This is a genomic window from Paenibacillus turpanensis, assembly GCF_011421635.1.
In the GTDB taxonomy this organism is placed as follows: domain Bacteria; phylum Bacillota; class Bacilli; order Paenibacillales; family YIM-B00363; genus Paenibacillus_AK; species Paenibacillus_AK turpanensis.
In genome coordinates this window covers 21,772-36,559 of the sequence record NZ_WTLI01000007.1, presented here as the reverse complement: position 1 = coordinate 36,559, position 14,788 = coordinate 21,772, and the positions used below count along the sequence as shown (strand labels likewise).

Genomic DNA, 14,788 nt, shown 5'->3' with positions numbered 1-14,788 from the left:
TATAGAAATCAAAAAAACGTTCTTCCATCGAATCCGATGCGAAGAACGTTTTTTTATATTGCCTGACGCCTAACTAGCGCCCAACTGCAGCCTCCTATTAAAACTCAAACGTGACGTTCACGTTGACCTTCACCTTGAGCTCACCCGGCGCGACCGACGAGCTTGGCGACGCCATATCGAACATCGCTTTTTCCGCCGTGGCAAAGGATGCCCTGTACGCTACAGGAGTGCCCGCTCCGGACTGGTTGATGTGCAGAATGCCTTTAAGGTCTCTGCCGGCATACTTCGCCAGCACTTTGGCTTTCGCCTCGGCATTGGCCATCGCCTTTTCCATGGCCTGCAGCTCGTATTCCTCGCCCTTCTCTGTGCTGAACTGGATGTGGTCAATCCGGTTCGCTCCCGCTTTGGACACCGCATCAAGCAGGCCGCCCAGCTTCTCCAGATCGCGATAGGTTACAGTAACAAGGTTTTGCGCGGTATATCCGGTAATTTGAGGCGCTTTATTTTCTTGATACGAATAGTCCGGGTTTACGTTAAAGCCCGTTGTTTTCACATCTTTCTTGTCGATGCCATATTGCTCGTAGAGCACCTTTTCAACTGCGGCAAAGGCCTTCGCATTGCTTTCCTGCGCTGCAATCGCCGTATCCGCTCTCGTTTGAACGCCCAGCTGGACATATGCAACATCCGGCGTAATCGTAATTTCGCCTTCGCCATTTACGCTAACTGTCCGTTTATCCGCCATTTGCGTCTCTCCCGCTGCCTGCGCCGTTTTCACCCGGAACACCTCTCCTGCATCGCCCATTGTCCATGCTGCCGATACAAGCATAACCGCTGCCGCACTCACGACTACCCATTTTTTCATCTTCATTTGCATCCTAATAATCCCCCGTTCCTCGCGCGATTTATTTGAATCGATTCAGTACTTCAGACGCATGTCTTGTGGAAAATGTTGCAGCGGAATCGGCAGCGGACAAAAAATTAAGCGATACGAAAAAAAGCCGCCCGCAGGCAGCTCTCCTTGATTCGTAAAGACTTTAATAAACGATTACTGGTTTTCCAATTCCTCTTTGCTGACAAGTGCGACTAAAGCGGTTACAGCCTGCTCCGCGTCCGAACCCTCGGCACTAATGTTTACTTCTGTACCCGAGCTGATCGCAAGGCTCATAATACCCATAATGCTTTTCGCATTCACTTTTTTATCGTCTTTTTCAACGAAAATTTCCGAGGAAAATTTGTTTGCCTCTTGTACGAACAAGGCAGCAGGTCTTGCGTGTAGTCCAGTCTTAAGTTTGACGACCACGGGTTGCTTGGTCATGAACAACGTACCCCCCACTGATATTTGCATGACGCCAGGAGAATCATCCGAATATTATAAATATCATTATAACACTAATTTCAGCGATCTACTAGCGCAAACTGTGAAATAGGCGGAAAAGCGCCCATATTAGTTGGAATTCCGTAACTTTTCCGCCATTTCATCAATTTTTCGGAGCCGATGGTTCACTCCCGACTTGCTTACGCCGCCGCTTAGCATTTCCCCTACTTCTTTTAAATTCAGGTCCGGGTAACGCAGACGGATTTCAGCGACCTCCCGCAGCTTTTCCGGAAGGTTTTCCAGACCGATTTGCCTCTGCAGCAGCTTGATGTTATCAATTTGCCGGACGGCCGCGCCGATCGTTTTATTCAGGTTCGCCGTTTCACAGTTGACAATACGATTAACCGAATTGCGCATATCCCGCATAATCCGCACATCCTCAAACTTCAACAGCGCCTGATGGGCGCCGATCAAGCTGAGCATTTCGATAATCTTTTCGCCTTCTTTAATGTAAAAGACAAAGCCCTTCTTACGCTCAATACAACGCGCGTTCAAATCAAACGCCTCATTGGCCAGCTCCGTCATGGCCATGCAGTGCTCCTCATAGATAGAGTAAATCTCTAAATGGTAAGAGGAGCCCTCCGGGTTATTCACGGAGCCTCCGGCTAGAAATGCCCCGCGCAGGTACGACCGTTTGCAGCAATCATCCTTCACAATCTCGGTATCTATACCCTGCGTGAACAAAAATCCTTCCGATACGATATGCAAATCCTGCAGCAGCTCCTGCACCCGCATCGGAACGCGAACCATGTAAATATTATTTTTCTTCAGCCGCATTTTTTTGCGAACGAGCAGCTCGGCTTGAAAGCCGTAAAGCTTTTTGATCAAGCTGAAAATGCGGCGGGCAATGGCTGCATTTTCGGTAGATATATCGAGAATAACGCGCTGGTTCGAGATTTGCACGGCCCCGCTCATGCGAATAAGGGCGGATAATTCCGCCTTCTCGCAGCAGGCATCGCTCTCGACCATCGTTAGTTCTTTCTTGGTCAGGGCCGCAAAGGACACCCTACATCACCTCTTTCGGGCCATCCAGCTTTCGACGAGCTGAACGATGTGTCCGCTCAGTTTTTCCGCATCATGGCGGAGGTACGTTCGGAACAGGATCAGCTGATCGGCGATCACCTTGTAACCGCGCTTCGTAACCTCCTCGAGGTCGAGCGGCACCGCCTTCGCCCCTTGCTCCGCATACTTGCTCTGAACCTGCGGTGGGATTTCCCCGTTATTTACGATGACATAGTCGAAAATATGATGCCCCACATGGTCATATACCGCTTTTAAATGATCGCTGACCGAGTAGTTATCCGTTTCCCCCGGCTGCGTCATGACGTTGCATATAAAAATTTTAATCGCCTCTGATCGAAGCACCGTTTCAGCAATTTTCGGAACAAGCAGGTTCGGCAAAATGCTCGTGTATAAGCTTCCCGGACCGATCAAAATCGCATCGGCCTGCTCCAGGGCGTCGATGGCTTGCTGCAAAGGCTTTACGTTCGGCGGTTCAATAAAAACCCTCTTGATTTTTCTTCCCGCTTTGGGGATATTTGATTCCCCGGAAATGATGTCACCTTCTTCCATCTGTGCTTTCAGCACGATGGCTTGATCGGAAGCCGGCAGCACTCTGCCGCGAACGGCAAGCACCCGGCTCAGTTCCGCAACAGCGGTGACAAAATCGCCGGTTATGTCGGTCAGAGCAGCTAAAAATAAATTGCCCAGCGTATGACCGGCGAGCCCCGTCCCACTTCGGAAGCGGTATTGGAGCATTTCGGAAAGCAGCGGTTCCTTCTCGGCCAGCGCGGTAATCACGTTACGGATATCGCCCGGCGGCGGAATTTGCATTTCTGAACGGAGAATCCCTGAGCTGCCGCCGTCATCGGCGACGGTCACAATGGCCGTAATGTCTACCGGCTTTTGCTTCAGTCCGCGAAGCATCACAGATAGACCGGTTCCGCCGCCGATAACGACGATTTTCGGATGAGTGGACATTCGGTCGGTCACCTCTTATTTATGGCGGTCGCGTTCCGAATCCCGGTGGCTGACCCGCACAACTTCAGTTTCGCTGTCCCCCATCATTTTCCCGATGTACTCAGCAAGCGCAACAGAGCGATGCTTGCCGCCCGTACAGCCGATTCCGATCACAACCTGGCTTTTGCCTTCCTTCTTGTACTGCGGGATGAGAAAATGCAGCATATCCATCAGCTTGGTCAGAAACTCCTGCGTTTCGTTCCACTTCATAACGTATTCATAGACTTCCGGATCTTGACCCGTATTCGGGCGCAAGTGGTCCACATAATGCGGATTCGGCAAAAAACGCACATCATAAATCATATCCGCATCGATCGGAATCCCATATTTAAAGCCAAAAGAGACAATATTGATCGAAAACGCGTTCTGTTCAAGCGACGTGAAACGCGCGGAAATTTTCTCCTTCAGGTCTGCAGGCTTCAGATTACTCGTATCAATCACCTGAGTTGCCAGACCCTTCAGCTCCTCAAGCAGGCGCCGTTCCTGTTTAATGCCGTCAAGCGGAACACCGCTTGGCGCAAGCGGATGGCGCCGCCGGCTTTCCTTGTAGCGCTGAACAAGCACCGAATCCGTTGCATCCAGGTACAGGATTTCGTAATTCAGCGTATTGTTGTCGCGCAGGTAGCGCAGCGACTCCGACAGCGCATCGAAAAACTCACGGCCGCGAAGATCAATTACAAGCGCAACCTTGGCAATACGGCCGCGCGATTGCTCGATCAGCTCGGCAAATTTCGGGATAAGCACAGGCGGCAGGTTATCCACACAAAAGTAACCTTGGTCCTCCAGGCTTTGCACGGCAATCGTTTTGCCCGCTCCCGACATGCCCGTAATAATGACCAGCGTGCCTAAACTTTGCGTTTCCATGGCCGTTACCTCAAGTTAAGACCGGCTGCGCCGATCATCCCTGCATCATTGCCTAAAATCGCCGGCACAATGTCGACCCCGTCGCGCGCCGGCTCCGGCGCCAGCTTCGTAAAGTTTTCGCGGATCGGGTTGAATAAAATATCCCCAGCCGCTGAAACCCCGCCGCCGATAATAAAACGCTGCGGGTTCATGATCACGGCCACCGCCGTCATCGACTTCGCCAAATAGAAGGCTGCGCGGTTCACAATGCGCAGCGCCACCTCGTCGCCGAGCTTCGCCGCGTCAAACACCGCTTTGGCCGTCATCTTCTCTACGCCGCTCAGCGAAGACAAATCGCCGCGCTCGACCGCATCTACCGCCATACGGACAATGCCTGTAGCCGAGGATACCGTCTCCAGGCATCCCTTCTGGCCGCAGTTGCACTGAATCGCTTCCAAATCCGGCACGACCGCAATATGGCCGAGCTCGCCCGCCAGCCCTTTAAAGCCTTGGTAAAGCCCGCCGCGGATAATAATGCCGCCGCCCACGCCTGTGCCCAGCGTATACACCACGCAGTTCGCTACGCCCTTGCCTGCGCCGGCCCATGCTTCGCCCAAAGCCGCTACGTTGGCGTCGTTATCGATCGTTACCGTCTTGCCCAGCTTCTCCTCCAAAATCTTCTTCACCGGTGTGTTGCTCAGCGGCAAGTTAGGAGACAGCTTCACGAAGCCTTCCGCAATATCCACAAATCCGGCGATCCCCGCGCCAATGCCGGCTACGTCATTCCATTCCCGTCCCGACTCCTGCACCGCTTGACGCGTATATTTCGCGATGTTTTCCAGTACGACCTCCGTACCGCCTGCCGTATCCGTCGGACCTTCCAGCCTGTAAATGAGCTCGCCCTGAGGATTGCAAACCCCGACCTTAACCGTCGTACCGCCTAAGTCAACGCCGATAAAAATTTGTTCCGACATGTAGACCAGTCACCTCATCACCGAATTATGAGATCTCTCGCATTCTCTTATGTTCCCACTATAAGCGAACCCTTGGGGAAGGTCAAGAACGGGCAATGCATTGGAAACCGCCGATGAAACGGGCGTCGTGTTCAAAAAAACGCCCTTCCACCGCCGCTTTCGCGGGATGAAAGGACGTCCGTAGGATACCGAAGGAGAGCGTCAGCCAATTTACAGAGACTTGCTCCAGTCATGCACCATGTTGTTTTCCAAAAACTTCTCGCAATCCATTGCCGCCATACAGCCGCTGCCCGCTGCCGTGATGGCTTGACGGTAGTGAAGATCCTGTACGTCGCCGCAGGCGAATACGCCCGGAACATTCGTCTTGGTCGTACCCGGTTCCACAAGAATATAGCCGGTTTCGTCCGTTTTGATTTGGCCGCCGAGGAATTTCGTATTCGGCGTGTGGCCGATCGCTACGAATATACCGTCTGTCTCCAGCAATTCTTCCTCGCCGGTCGCGTTATTTTTCACCTTCAGGGCGCTGACGTTGCCGTTTTCGCCGGAAATGACCTCAAGCGGCGTACGGTTGAGCGCCCACTTGATCTTCGGGTTTTCCTTCGCGCGGTCCTGCATAATCTTCGAAGCGCGAAGCTCGTCGCGGCGGTGTACCAGCGTAAGCTCGGAAGCGAAACGAGTCAGGAAGTTTGCTTCCTCCATCGCGGAATCGCCGCCGCCGACCACGATAATTTTCTTGTTGCGGAAGAAGAAGCCGTCGCAGGTCGCGCAAGTGCTCACGCCGCGTCCAACGCTTTCCTTCTCGTTCGGAATGCCAAGGTATTTCGCGCTGGCACCGGTAGAGATAATAAGCGTCTCCGATTGCAGCTCTTCGCCGCCTTCGATCTTGAGCGTGAATGGACGCTTGGACAGGTCCACCTCATTCACCCAGCCTGTGCGGAACTGCGCGCCGAAGCGCTCCGCCTGCTTGCGCATGTTATCCATGAGCTCCGGGCCCATGATTCCTTCCGGGAAGCCCGGGAAGTTTTCTACTTCCGTGGTGGTCGTCAACTGACCGCCCGGCTCAGGCCCTTCAATCACGAGCGGATTCAGGTTGGCGCGCGCCAAGTAGATCGCCGCGGTCAATCCCGCTGGACCGGTTCCGATAATAATCGCTTTGTGCATACAACAGTCTCCTCCTTTTCGCCGCAAAAGAAGCGCGGACTACATTTTGGGCCATAGGCTGCGCATTTTCTCGCGCAGGCCGCAGGCCTCGTCAATTGCTTTCACATTTTTGCTTACGGTTGTAATCGAAGCGCCATATCGCTCGGCAACCTCTACGTAAGTAATCGAGCGGCGATGCATCTTCGCCGTCAAATATTCTAAAGCAGCCGCCCAGCCCTCGGCCTTGCTCAGCTTCGGCACGGCAGGATAAACTCTGCTCAAATATTCTACCCAAAGTGTTTGCAAATCGTGCCTTTGAATCATATCGTAGCGCTTATCCATTGCGGAGAGCGCGCGGTCCATGACCTCCTGCCACTTTTCCTCCCATACCGGAAGGGAAGGCGCATAGGAGCCGCCATGAATCGTCTGCTTCTTGCCGCCGATGACGGCCGGAAGCGGATCCTTCAAGCCCATACCGCGCAAAATAAACGCGGCCATCTTCTTAATATAATCATCTTCCGCAGCGTCGACCAGCAGATCGCGCAGCGCAAGCTCTACCTCGCGGTCACCGATCAGCGACAGCGCCTGCAGCACCTGCAGCTTCGTGTCGCGGTCGCCGTGGCGCAGCGCCCAGAAGAAGGACGAGCGTACCAGCGGGTCCTTGCGGAAATGCTCGGGAATCCCTTCGGTCACAGACAGCTTCTCGATGAGCTGAAACTGCTCCTCAAACGGCAAATGATAATGATAGCTTACGATAATGTCCGGACGCTTGCCCGATGCTCCGGTATGGTGCTCACCGAGCTGGCTCAAGTAAAACTTCGGTATGTCCGAGGCCGGGTCCAGCTTTTCCGCCTGCTTCCAATGGTATTCCGCCTGCGCGTAATTCCCCATGTTATAAGCCGCTGTCGCCGCATAATGCGACAAGCAAGGATCCATACGGTTTTCCCCGTTTTTCAGCAGACGGCGGAAATGCCCGTACGCCTCCTTGTGGCGTCCCAAAATCCCCATGGTGGTGGCCAGCTTAAACGTGTGCTCCGTCGCGTACGGCACCGTGCGCGCCAGGCGCTCCGACAGCAAGGAAAGCTCCTCTTCGTTGCCGATATGCTTTAAGAAAATCGCCATATTGCAAAGCGCGTGCAGATTGCCCGGATCAGCCTGCAGCACCCCGTCAATCGCCTGCACCGCTTTTTCAAAGTGGCCCAAATAATAATATGCTAACGCCAAATTGTTGCGCGCCGCAATAAAATCCGGCTGCTTGCGAACAATTTTCTCCAGTTGCCGCACTGCTTCCGCGAAGCGGCCTTCCTCCAGCATCGCCCGGGCTTTGTCATGCTCGTAAAGCCCTTCCTTTGCTTTGATCGTGCTGATTTTCGGAGGACGCTGCAGCTCGATGCCGAGCAGCTCCATCATCTCCTCCGCTTCCTCGAGAAAATGCCCGTCGGGGTCCTTTTCCAAGTAACGGATTAAGGCAGTCTCAGCTGCTTCAAAATCTTCCATATTGGCATAATTGTTCGCCAAATAATAATAGCATTCAGTCATCTCCGGATCGACTTCATCGAGAATGCGCTGCAGCACCTCGTTGGACTCTTGAAACTGTCCAAGCTCGGCCATAATCCCCGCCATATTACAGTGGTTAACCGGGTTGTTCGGCTCCAGATCCACCGCTCTGCGGAAATATTTCAGCGCTTTGTCGAAATGATAGCGATCCATCGATTGGACGGCCTTCTCGAAAAAGAATGCGGCATCCATTTGAAGTGAAATGACATTGGCAGACGACCGCGGGTTAACCGGCTTTTTCTTTTCCACTAAAGGCACCTCCAGGTGATTCGTTCGTTACTCGTGTGTCTTGCTTATACGCCCCCGCTTTTGAACAGCGTGGAGATGGAACCGCCCTCCAGAATGATACGGATAGCGTCCGCCAGCATCGGAGCGACGGATAATACATGTAAATTTGGCGTTTCGCCCGAAATTTCGATCGAATCCGTAACGACCAGCTGCTTAATGTTCGGATGATTCAAGCGCTCCAGCGCATTCGAGCTGAACACCGGATGCGTGGCGCAAACATAAGCGTCATTTGCCCCCTGCTCCTTGAGGGTTTTAACCACATTGACGATCGTGGAGCCCGTGTCGATCAAGTCTTCGATAATGATCGGGGTCTGGCCGCTTACGTCGCCGATGACATGCGTAATAACCGATTCGTTATGCGCAGGACGTTTTTTGATCATAATGGCAAAAGGTGTATTTAAATAATTCGCAAGACGTTCCGCCGTTCCGGCGCGGCCGGCATCCGGCGACACAACGATCGGATTCGGAAGATTCAGCTCTTTCAAATAATCGCTGATGAGGTCAAGCGCCGTTAAATGATCCACGGGGATATTAAAAAAGCCTTGAATCGCAGGAGCATGCAGGTCCAGCGTCAGAATGCGGGAAGCCCCTACCGTCGTCAGCACGTCGGCCACCATCTTGGCGGAGATCGGCTCGCGCGGCGCTGCCTTGCGTTCTTGTCTCGCATAGCCGTAATAAGGTAGAACAACGTTCACCGTACGAGCCGAAGCACGTTTGGCCGCATCGATCATAACCATAAGCTCTACCAGATGCTCATTGATCGGATGCGATAAGCTTTGTACAAGAAAAACGTCGCAATTGCGGATGGATTCTTCATAATGCACATAAATTTCGCCGCTTTTGAAACGGGATATTTTCATTCGGCCTTGCTCCTGCCCTAATTCGCTGCAAATGCGATCGGTCAGCTTAGGATTGGATGATCCAGAAAAAATGCGTAGCTGCTCATGATTCCACATAATTAAGAAATAAACCTCCCGTACCCTTGCGGCTCTGTTCCATTATACAAGATGAATGCAGGAATTCAAAAAGAGACAAGAGAGCGAATACGCCGCTCAAATACAGCTAATTGGGTGAAACCGACTTCTTTTAGCGTGTTTCTGGCTTCATTCAGGTATTGACCGAGCCGCTCCGGCTGATGTGCGTCCGAGCCCAGCGTCACCGGAATGCCCAGGCGCTTCGCTTCGGCCAGCATGCGGCGGGACGGAAACATCTCGGCGCAGGGCATGCGCAGCCCTGAGGCGTTCAGTTCAATGGCGGTGCCGCATTCGGCGATCGTCCGCAGCGTTTCATTTTCCACCTCGGTCATATCCTCGGTCGGCTTAAACCCGAACCGTTTTATCACATCGACATGGCCTATAATATCATAAAATCCGGTTTTTGCCGCTTTTCTTATTGCATCATAATACCTGCGGTACACTTCGTTGGCGTCGCGCGTGCTCCAGCCTTCGGTTTGGCGAAAGTCGGTAATGTCCCAGTCGCCGAGAAAATGCACGCTGCCGATGACATAATCCCACGGATAAGCCTCGATCAGCTTGCGGATTTCATCCTCATAGCCTTCGATATAATCGGCCTCCATGCCGACGCGAATCTGAATGCGGTCCGCATAGGACGATTTCAGCGCAAAAGCTTCCTCCACATAATGGGGAAGCTCTTCATAGGGCATGGCCATTCCTTTAAACGGATACGTCTCCGGATCCAGATGGATGAGCGGCATGTGATCGGACAAGCCAATGTGGTCGAGCCCGATCTCGATCGCCTTTTGTACGTACTGCTCCAGCGTGCCTTCCGCATGGCCGCAGCGCACGTGATGCGTATGGTAATCGATTTGCATGGTCGCCGCTCCTCCTATTTCTTATGTCTGCGGGCAAGCTCCTGCAGCACGTCCTCGAACGGCAGCCCTTGCTCGCGAAGCAGCACAAGAAGGTGGAACAGCAGGTCGGACGCTTCGTAGCGAAGCTCGTCCTTGGAACGGTTTTTGGCTGCGATGATAACCTCCGCCGCTTCCTCGCCAACCTTCTTCAAAATCTTATCGACGCCCTTTTCAAAAAGGTAGGTCGTGTATGCGCCTTCTGGACGCTCCTCGTCGCGCTGGGCAATCGTTTGCTCCAGGCTGTCGAAGATGTCGTACTTGCCGCCGCTTGCCTGCGCGGCTTCTTGGCCCTCTGCAGGCTGCGCTGCACTGCGGTAGAAGCAGGTGCGCTCGCCGGTATGGCAGGCCGGACCGTTCGCCTTGACCAGCACGAGCAGCGTGTCGCCGTCGCAGTCATAGCGCAGATCGGTGATCTGCTGCGTATTGCCGGACGTCGCGCCTTTATGCCACAGCTCCTGGCGGGAGCGGCTGTAAAACCACGTCTCGCCGGATTCGGCGGATTTCTTGAGCGATTCTTCGTTCATATAGGCCATCATCAGCACTTCCTTGCTGGAAGCGTCCTGTACGATGGCGGGCACGAGCCCATTTGCGTCCCACTTGATGGCGGACAGCAGCGTTTGTATATCGTAGGTCACCGGACTTCCACTCCTTTTTGCCGCAGGTCGGCCTTCACTTCACCGATCGTCATTTCTTTATAGTGAAAAATGGTTGCCGCAAGACCCGCATCCGCCAAGCCCTGCTCAAACACCTCATGAAAATGCTCAATTTTGCCCGCACCGCCGGATGCGATCACCGGGATGCCGACCTTCTCGCTGACCGCACGCGTCAGCTTAATGTCAAAGCCGTCCTTCGTGCCGTCGGCGTCCATGCTTGTCAGCAGCAGCTCGCCTGCGCCGAGACGCTCGGCCTGCTGGGCCCATTCCAGCGCCTTCATGCCGGTCGGCTTGCGTCCGCCGTGGGTGTACACTTCCCATTCGCCCCATTCCGGGTTGAATTTGGCGTCGATCGCCACGACGATGCACTGCGCGCCAAACTTGCGCGAGCCGTCGGAAATGAGCTGCGGGTTTGTTACGGCCGCCGTGTTGATGCCGATTTTATCCGCTCCGGCGCGCAGCAGCCGCTTCATGTCGTCGGGGCTGGAAATCCCGCCGCCGACGGTGAAGGGAATCGTGATTTCGCCCGCTGTACGCTTGACGACCTCGATCATCGTCGCCCGTCCCTCGTGGGAGGCCGAAATATCGAGGAACACGAGCTCGTCCGCGCCTTCGCGGTCGTACGTTGCCGCCAGCTCCACCGGGTCGCCGGCATCGCGCAGGTTGACGAAGTTAACGCCTTTGACGACGCGTCCGTCCTTCACGTCCAGACAAGGTATGATTCGTTTGCACAGCATAAACGGTTCAGCTCCTTTGCTTGGCGCGTCGGATTACGCGCGCAGCTCCTTGACCGCTTGGGCCAGATCGATCGCGCCGGTGTACAGCGCTTTGCCGACAATTGCCCCCGCCACGCCGTCCTTGCTGCGTGCGGCGAGCGCCGTCAGGTCCTCCGGACGGCTCACGCCGCCGGATGCGATGACGCTGCGGCCCGATACGGCGGCCAGGTTGGCAATCGCCTCGATGTTCGGCCCGCCCATCATGCCGTCGCGGGAAATGTCGGTAAAGATAAACGTCTGCGCGCCGAGCTCTGCAAGCTGCTTCGCGAGATCCGTCGCCTTCACCTGCGACGTCTCCAGCCAGCCGCGTGTCGCAACGTAGCCGTCACGCGCGTCGATGCCGATCGCCACTTGGTTCGGCAGATCGCGCAGCAGCTCTTCGACGAAGGCGCGATCCTCGATCGCCGCCGTTCCGATAATGACGCGGGACACGCCAAGCGCAAGCAGCCGGTCAACGTCCTCGCGCGTGCGCAGGCCGCCGCCGACCTGCACCGGAACCTTCACCGTGCGGGCGATTTCGCCGATCAGCTCGTGGTTCACTGGATGGCCCGCTTTCGCGCCGTCCAGATCGACAAGGTGAATCCAGTCCGCGCCCTTCGCTTCCCATTCCTTCGCCACTTCCAGCGGCTTGTCGTTATATACGGTTTCTTTATTGTAATCGCCCTGCAGCAAACGGACGCATTTGCCGTCGCGAATATCGATAGCCGGATAAATAATAAATGAGGACATTTCCCGTACCTCCGTTTAGTTAGTCGACGAAGCTTTGCCTGCCTTCGCCCAATTCAAAAAGTTGCCTAGCAGCTTCATGCCGAGCTCCCCGCTCTTTTCCGGGTGGAACTGCATGCCGAACACATTGCCCGAGCCGACGATGGCCGTGACCGGTCTTTCGTAGTCCGTCACCGCCAGTACATGCTCCGGCTGGTCCGCCACGACGTGGTAGGAGTGGACGAAGTACACATGTCCTTCCTCCAAGCCTGCGAACAGCGGGCTCGCCGCATCGCGGTACTCGAGCTTGTTCCAGCCCATATGCGGCACCTTCACGCCGCCTTCGAAGCGGATGGCTTTGCCTGGCAGCAGGTTTAAGCCCTCATGCTGCCCGTACTCCTCGCTCTGCGAGAAAAGCAGCTGCATGCCGAGGCAAATGCCGAGCAGCGGCTTTCCGGCCGCCACCGCCTCGCGAACGACGTCGCCGAGCCCAGTCGCCCGCAGCTGCTCCATCGCATCGCCGAAGGCGCCGACGCCCGGCAGAATAATACCATCCGCCTGCAGCAGCTCGTCCCGCTCGGCGGTAATGACCGCTTCGTACCCGAGACGCTCCACTGCTTTACTGACGCTGTGCAGGTTGCCAATGCCGTAATCGACGATCGCGATCATGGCTTACAGCACTCCCTTCGTCGAAGGCACCCCGGTTACGCGCGGGTCAATCGACGTCGCTTCATCCAGCGCACGGCCGAGCGCCTTGAACACCGCCTCCACCATGTGGTGGGTGTTACGGCCATAATGCACGATGACGTGCAGTGTAATGCGCGATTCCAGCGCAAACTTCCACAAAAATTCGTGCACGAGCTCGGTGTGGAACGAGCCGATCGTCTGCGACGGATATTCCGCGCGGTATTCCAGGTGCGGACGGTTGCTCACGTCGATGATCACCTGCGCCAGCGCCTCGTCCATCGGGATGAATACGTTCGCGTAGCGCTTGATGCCCTTCTTGTCGCCAAGCGCTTCGTACAGCGCGCGGCCGAGGCAGATGCCGATGTCTTCCACGGTGTGGTGGTCGTCAACGGCAATATCGCCTTCCGCCTTCACGTTCAGGTTAAACTGTCCGTGCTTGGCGAACAGCTCCAGCATATGATTCAAAAACGGGACATCCGTTTCAATTTGCGTCTCTCCGCTTCCGTCTACTTGGAACGAAAGCTCGATATCCGTCTCGTACGTCTTGCGGGATAAGCCCGCTGAACGCTGCAGTTCTTCCGACATTTAGTTCGTGCCCCCTTTGGTTTGGCTCAGGCGAATTTCAACCGCTCTTGCGTGCCCCTCCAGCCCTTCGTGGCGGGCGAGCGCCGCGATGCGCGCCGCATCCCGCTCCAGCGCTTGACGGCTGTACCGGATAAGGCTCGACTTCTTAATAAAATCGTCCACCGACAGCGGCGAGGAAAACCGCGCCGTTCCGTTCGTCGGCAGCACATGGTTCGGTCCGGCAAAATAATCGCCGACCGGCTCGGAGCTGTATTCGCCGACGAAGATTGCGCCGGCGTTCTCGATGCGGCCGACCCATTCATCCGGGTCGCGCATCATCAGCTCGAGATGCTCCGGCGCGAGCGCGTTGATCACCTGCACGCCCTGCTGCAGGTCGTCGACGAGCACGATCGCGCCGTGCGCGGCCAGCGACGCCTCGGCGATTTCCCGGCGCGGCAGCTCCGCCACTTGGCGGGCAAGCTCTGCGCGCACCGCTTCGGCGAGCTGTGCCGACGGCGTCACGAGGATGGCCGCCGCCATCTCGTCGTGCTCGGCCTGCGACAGCATGTCCGCGGCCACGTAGGCCGGGTTCGCGCCATTGTCTGCGAGCACGGCAATTTCACTCGGCCCGGCGATGCTGTCGATATCGACGACGCCGTACACCTCGCGCTTGGCCAGCGCAACAAAGATGTTGCCCGGCCCCACGATTTTGTCGACCGGCTTGATCGACGCCGTGCCGTAAGCCAGTGCCGCCACGGCCTGCGCTCCGCCGACGCGGTAAATCTCGCTCACGCCCGCTTCCGCTGCCGCGACCAAAATATACGGGTTGATCCCCGGCACTCCGGCTGTCGCCGGCGGGGTCACCATCACAATTTCCGGCACCCCCGCCACCTTCGCGGGGATCGCGTTCATCAGCACCGAGGAAGGGTAAGCCGCCTTCCCGCCGGGAACATACAAGCCGGCCCTGCGAAGCGGCCGGATAATTTGCCCAAGCGTCGTGCCGTCCGGCTGGACGTCCATCCACGACAAGCGCTTCTGCTTCTCGTGGTAGCTGCGGATGCGCTCCGCCGCCGCCCGGATGTCCTCGATGAAGGACGGCTCCACCTTGGTGTACGCCTCCTGAAGCTCCGCTTCCGTTACACGCAGCGTATCCGCTGTCAGCTCGACGCCGTCAAACTGCTTCGTGTACTCCAGCAGCGCTTCGTCGCCGCGCTCCTTCACACCCGCGACGATGGCCTGCGCCGCCGCATTTTGCTCCGGCGTCCCGTACTCTACCTTGCGGTCCAAGGCAAACTCGGCCGCCTTTACGATTTTGATCGTCATCCCTACCGCTCCCT

16 protein-coding genes are annotated in these 14,788 nt (G+C 55.9%); all 16 read right to left on the bottom strand.

Going from position 1 to position 14,788, the window contains the following annotated elements; genetic code table 11:
• Positions 1–97: 97 nt before the first annotated feature.
• Positions 98–862, bottom strand: a complete 765-nt coding sequence (locus GQS10_RS08020; protein ID WP_166240853.1) for an SIMPL domain-containing protein — start codon at positions 860–862, stop codon at positions 98–100.
• A 183-nt stretch (positions 863–1,045) separates the two neighbouring features.
• Positions 1,046–1,315, bottom strand: coding sequence for an HPr family phosphocarrier protein (locus tag GQS10_RS08015; RefSeq protein ID WP_166240851.1), 270 nt, complete (start codon positions 1,313–1,315; stop codon positions 1,046–1,048).
• A 129-nt stretch (positions 1,316–1,444) separates the two neighbouring features.
• Positions 1,445–2,380: a DNA-binding protein WhiA gene (whiA, locus tag GQS10_RS08010; RefSeq protein WP_166240849.1), complete on the bottom strand. Its 936-nt coding sequence runs from the start codon at positions 2,378–2,380 to the stop codon at positions 1,445–1,447.
• 6 nt (positions 2,381–2,386) lie between these two features.
• Positions 2,387–3,355, bottom strand: coding sequence for a gluconeogenesis factor YvcK family protein (locus tag GQS10_RS08005; protein ID WP_166240847.1), 969 nt, complete (start codon positions 3,353–3,355; stop codon positions 2,387–2,389).
• A gap of 15 nt (positions 3,356–3,370) precedes the next feature.
• Entirely contained in the window at positions 3,371–4,258 is an 888-nt protein-coding gene (rapZ, locus tag GQS10_RS08000; protein WP_166240845.1) for an RNase adapter RapZ, read from the bottom strand.
• A gap of 5 nt (positions 4,259–4,263) precedes the next feature.
• The gene (locus GQS10_RS07995) at positions 4,264–5,211 is read right to left on the bottom strand and encodes an ROK family glucokinase (protein WP_166240843.1); all 948 of its coding nucleotides are present in this window, start codon (positions 5,209–5,211) and stop codon (positions 4,264–4,266) included.
• Between the two features lie 210 nt (positions 5,212–5,421).
• Complete coding sequence (gene trxB, locus GQS10_RS07990; protein WP_166240841.1) at positions 5,422–6,372, bottom strand: thioredoxin-disulfide reductase; 951 nt, start codon at positions 6,370–6,372, stop codon at positions 5,422–5,424.
• A gap of 39 nt (positions 6,373–6,411) precedes the next feature.
• Complete coding sequence (locus tag GQS10_RS07985) at positions 6,412–8,157, bottom strand: tetratricopeptide repeat protein (RefSeq protein WP_166240839.1); 1,746 nt, start codon at positions 8,155–8,157, stop codon at positions 6,412–6,414.
• Between the two features lie 44 nt (positions 8,158–8,201).
• On the bottom strand, positions 8,202–9,152 hold the full coding sequence (locus GQS10_RS07980) for a ribose-phosphate diphosphokinase (RefSeq protein WP_166240838.1): 951 nt from the start codon (positions 9,150–9,152) through the stop codon (positions 8,202–8,204).
• 65 nt (positions 9,153–9,217) lie between these two features.
• Positions 9,218–10,027: a histidinol-phosphatase HisJ gene (gene hisJ, locus GQS10_RS07975; protein WP_166240836.1), complete on the bottom strand. Its 810-nt coding sequence runs from the start codon at positions 10,025–10,027 to the stop codon at positions 9,218–9,220.
• Positions 10,028–10,041: 14 nt separating this feature from the next.
• Complete coding sequence (hisIE, locus tag GQS10_RS07970; RefSeq protein ID WP_424991775.1) at positions 10,042–10,701, bottom strand: bifunctional phosphoribosyl-AMP cyclohydrolase/phosphoribosyl-ATP diphosphatase HisIE; 660 nt, start codon at positions 10,699–10,701, stop codon at positions 10,042–10,044.
• Positions 10,698–11,456: an imidazole glycerol phosphate synthase subunit HisF gene (gene hisF / locus GQS10_RS07965; RefSeq protein WP_166240833.1), complete on the bottom strand. Its 759-nt coding sequence runs from the start codon at positions 11,454–11,456 to the stop codon at positions 10,698–10,700. The genes hisIE and hisF overlap by 4 nt, the downstream gene beginning before the upstream one ends.
• A 33-nt stretch (positions 11,457–11,489) precedes the next feature.
• Positions 11,490–12,224, bottom strand: a complete 735-nt coding sequence (gene hisA, locus GQS10_RS07960; RefSeq protein ID WP_166240831.1) for a 1-(5-phosphoribosyl)-5-[(5-phosphoribosylamino)methylideneamino]imidazole-4-carboxamide isomerase — start codon at positions 12,222–12,224, stop codon at positions 11,490–11,492.
• Positions 12,225–12,239: 15 nt separating this feature from the next.
• Positions 12,240–12,869, bottom strand: coding sequence for an imidazole glycerol phosphate synthase subunit HisH (gene hisH / locus GQS10_RS07955; RefSeq protein ID WP_166240829.1), 630 nt, complete (start codon positions 12,867–12,869; stop codon positions 12,240–12,242).
• A gap of 3 nt (positions 12,870–12,872) precedes the next feature.
• A complete protein-coding gene (gene hisB / locus GQS10_RS07950; RefSeq protein WP_166240827.1) occupies positions 12,873–13,472 on the bottom strand; it encodes an imidazoleglycerol-phosphate dehydratase HisB in 600 nt (199 codons plus the stop codon).
• On the bottom strand, positions 13,473–14,768 hold the full coding sequence (gene hisD / locus GQS10_RS07945; protein WP_166241101.1) for a histidinol dehydrogenase: 1,296 nt from the start codon (positions 14,766–14,768) through the stop codon (positions 13,473–13,475).
• Positions 14,769–14,788 lie beyond the last annotated feature (20 nt).

Excerpts from the sequence above, each read along its gene's own strand:
- GQS10_RS08020 (WP_166240853.1), bottom strand. The coding sequence starts at position 862 with ATGAAAAAATGGGTAGTCGTGAGTGCGGCAGCGGTTATGCTTGTATCG.
- GQS10_RS08015 (WP_166240851.1), bottom strand. The coding sequence starts at position 1,315 with ATGACCAAGCAACCCGTGGTCGTCAAACTTAAGACTGGACTACACGCA.
- GQS10_RS08005 (WP_166240847.1), bottom strand. The coding sequence starts at position 3,355 with ATGTCCACTCATCCGAAAATCGTCGTTATCGGCGGCGGAACCGGTCTA.
- rapZ (WP_166240845.1), bottom strand. The coding sequence starts at position 4,258 with ATGGAAACGCAAAGTTTAGGCACGCTGGTCATTATTACGGGCATGTCG.
- GQS10_RS07995 (WP_166240843.1), bottom strand. The coding sequence starts at position 5,211 with ATGTCGGAACAAATTTTTATCGGCGTTGACTTAGGCGGTACGACGGTT.
- trxB (WP_166240841.1), bottom strand. The coding sequence starts at position 6,372 with ATGCACAAAGCGATTATTATCGGAACCGGTCCAGCGGGATTGACCGCG.
- GQS10_RS07980 (WP_166240838.1), bottom strand. The coding sequence starts at position 9,152 with ATGTGGAATCATGAGCAGCTACGCATTTTTTCTGGATCATCCAATCCT.
- hisJ (WP_166240836.1), bottom strand. The coding sequence starts at position 10,027 with ATGCAAATCGATTACCATACGCATCACGTGCGCTGCGGCCATGCGGAA.
- hisF (WP_166240833.1), bottom strand. The coding sequence starts at position 11,456 with ATGCTGTGCAAACGAATCATACCTTGTCTGGACGTGAAGGACGGACGC.
- hisA (WP_166240831.1), bottom strand. The coding sequence starts at position 12,224 with ATGTCCTCATTTATTATTTATCCGGCTATCGATATTCGCGACGGCAAA.
- hisH (WP_166240829.1), bottom strand. The coding sequence starts at position 12,869 with ATGATCGCGATCGTCGATTACGGCATTGGCAACCTGCACAGCGTCAGT.
- hisB (WP_166240827.1), bottom strand. The coding sequence starts at position 13,472 with ATGTCGGAAGAACTGCAGCGTTCAGCGGGCTTATCCCGCAAGACGTAC.